This window comes from Mesorhizobium sp. M7A.F.Ca.ET.027.02.1.1 (genome assembly GCF_004022985.1).
GTDB lineage: Bacteria > Pseudomonadota > Alphaproteobacteria > Rhizobiales > Rhizobiaceae > Mesorhizobium.
Genome location: NZ_RZOL01000614.1, coordinates 1 through 2,399 on the forward strand (window position 1 = coordinate 1; position 2,399 = coordinate 2,399).

General features: G+C 58.3%; 3 protein-coding genes. 2 read left to right on the forward strand and 1 reads right to left on the reverse strand.

Annotated features, from left to right (window positions below; all coding sequences use genetic code 11):
• Both EN749_RS34165 and EN749_RS34170 read left to right on the forward strand, forming a co-directional pair.
• Nucleotides 1-371: TCP-1/cpn60 chaperonin family protein (locus EN749_RS34165; RefSeq protein ID WP_281061946.1), on the forward strand; the 371-nt coding region annotated here is incomplete at its 5' end.
• 121 nt (nucleotides 372-492) lie between these two features.
• A complete protein-coding gene (locus tag EN749_RS34170) occupies nucleotides 493-843 on the forward strand; it encodes a hypothetical protein (protein WP_128364832.1) in 351 nt (116 codons plus the stop codon).
• 172 nt (nucleotides 844-1,015) lie between these two features.
• On the opposite strand, the gene EN749_RS34175 is transcribed toward EN749_RS34170, so the two are convergent.
• Nucleotides 1,016-1,753: a LuxR family transcriptional regulator gene (locus EN749_RS34175; RefSeq protein WP_128364833.1), complete on the reverse strand. Its 738-nt coding sequence runs from the start codon at nucleotides 1,751-1,753 to the stop codon at nucleotides 1,016-1,018.
• Nucleotides 1,754-2,399: the final 646 nt, after the last annotated feature.

Consider the following 2,399-nt stretch of genomic DNA (forward strand, 5'->3'; position numbering starts at 1 on the left):
ACTCCGACCAGACCGCTGGCATCAGCATCGTGCGTCGTGCGCTGCAGGCTCCGGCCCGCCAGATCGCGGCCAACGCCGGTGCGGAAGCATCGATCGTTGCCGGCAAGATCCTCGAGAACAAGGGCGCGACCTTCGGCTACAACGCCCAGACCGGCGAGTATGGCGACATGATCGCCATGGGTATCGTCGATCCGGTCAAGGTCGTGCGCACGGCGCTCCAGGACGCGGCCTCGGTCGCCGGCCTGCTGGTCACCACCGAAGCCATGATCGCGGAGGCTCCGAAGAAGGAGTCGGCTGGCGGCGGCATGCCTGCCGGCATGCCCGGCGGCGGCATGGGTGGTATGGGCGGTATGGGTGGCATGGATTTCTAAAGGTCCACGCATTTCGACAATTTGGAAAGGGCGGCAAGCAATGCCGCCCCTTCTTCGTGCCCATTCCGCCAGTTGTCAGTGACTCGCAAGCCGGGGTATGTGCCCGCCAAGGTTGGTGCTTATGCTCGAACGGATTCTGCCTTTTTTCGTGGGGCTGGCTTTACTGTTGGGTAGCGGCTGCGCGCGCAGCGATGATGGTACCGTGATTATTCCGAGACCGCTTGATGCCAGGCGATTCTTTGACAAAGAGCCGCCCCACCTGCAGCAGCCACACATCGAAACCAGCGTGTTTCCGGTTGCGCCACAGGACCCGGAAGGGCTCGAACCGCGCCGTGCGGCAAGTCACAAGACATCAACCAGACGCGCATCGCGGATCGCAAGTCCTCCGCTTTCCTCTTATGAGCCGCACAAGGTGCTTGTCTGCAAGAACGTCAGCGAGCCTGGCAAGCGGTACCGTATGGTTTGCGAATAGGGCACTTGGTTTGGCCAGCATTCTAGCCTCAGAGCGTCGCGGTGCCTTTCCGGATCAGATGGCAGAGCGACGTCTCCCTTCTTTCCCCATGATCCAGTCATTCTATCATTCCTAGCTTCACGAAACGGAACGAGTTTTGCCGGCGGCTTCCCGCGAAGCGCTTGGATATCGATCAGAACAGTCTCTGAAAGAAAAGGCCGCGCTCTGCCGCGATCGCAACCGCATGGGCCAAGCTTTTGGCACCCAGCTTGGCCCTTGCCAGATCAAGATGAAATCGGACCGTGCGAGGAGATAGCGACAGTATCTCTGCGGTCCGTTTGACCTTCTCTCCCCTCGCGTACCATTTCAGGCATTCGATCTCTCTATCGGAGCAGACCGTCTGATGGCGTGGCCTTCCTTGGATTCGACCGATAGCATTGTGCAATTCGCCGACGAGATGCTGGAAGTCGCGAACCTCGGATTTGAGAAACGCCTGCCACGCCGCTGCGTTCTCGTTGCTCGTCACGCTCAGAATGCCGCGGTCGCCGTCGACACCCCTAACCGGGAACGTGACGCCATGCTTCCCAACACCATGCTCCCTCGCTTCACCAAAGAACGTGCGCACGGCCTTGTCCGATAGGTCGATCTCTTTCCAATCAACCAATGTCACAGCACGCAGCCCATAGCGAAGCACGGGATCGATATCGAAAAAATCCTTCTCAATGTAGCGTTTCACCCAGTCAGGCGAATAGGTGGTCACATAGAACGGCTTGCCCGGTTCCTCGTAAACCGGCCTGACGGTAAGATAGGCCGCCGTCTCAAGGCCGTAACTTTCGACAATTGTGTTCAGAAGGTCCGCTGCGTCCGCAGGAGAGGCAACTGCTCGAATACCCTCCGTCATGTCGTGAAAATTTGAGTCAAATTGCGCCATATCCAGCTTACCTCCTCGCTATCGACGTACCTCTCCAAGCCATTCGCGCGGCTATCTAACCAGGTTGCTCCTCGCTGGATCCCAGCGTCTCGCAACCTGTCAAAAGTGACAGACGAAACCGCCAGTATACTTAGGTTGCAACCCACTTTATTCCAGATTGCATGGTCACAACCCGGCGTGGAGGAAAACGCCTTGGATACGATCGTCCTTTCGTCAAACAATGTGGGTCGGCAGACTAACCCTACGCGTACCCCGCGCCGTGCATCACATCGGAGTTCCGGAACGACGGACCACGAGGTTTGCCGTTTTTGTTTGGAGCTGGAACAATTAGACGCTGATAGGGATGCTCTTTTCGCTTTGTCCCCTCCACCTGTGCCGGGCAACCCTGCGCAGAGCAAGCAGTTCTTCACAAAGCTGAATGCAATTACGGCTCGTTATTTAGCGCTCGAACAGCGGCTTCGAGAGGGTCGCAGCGACATCAGGCAGGCTGACCCCGAAGCCGCTGAGTTCGTCCAGTCGGATGGCGCTGCGACCACTGCGGCATAGCGCGCATTCAGAGTATCGATTGCCTGATGGTCCAGCCTTGCCGAAATCCAGAAAATCAGACCGCCCCGCGTCAACTCGACACCGAGGCCCTACCTGGCCC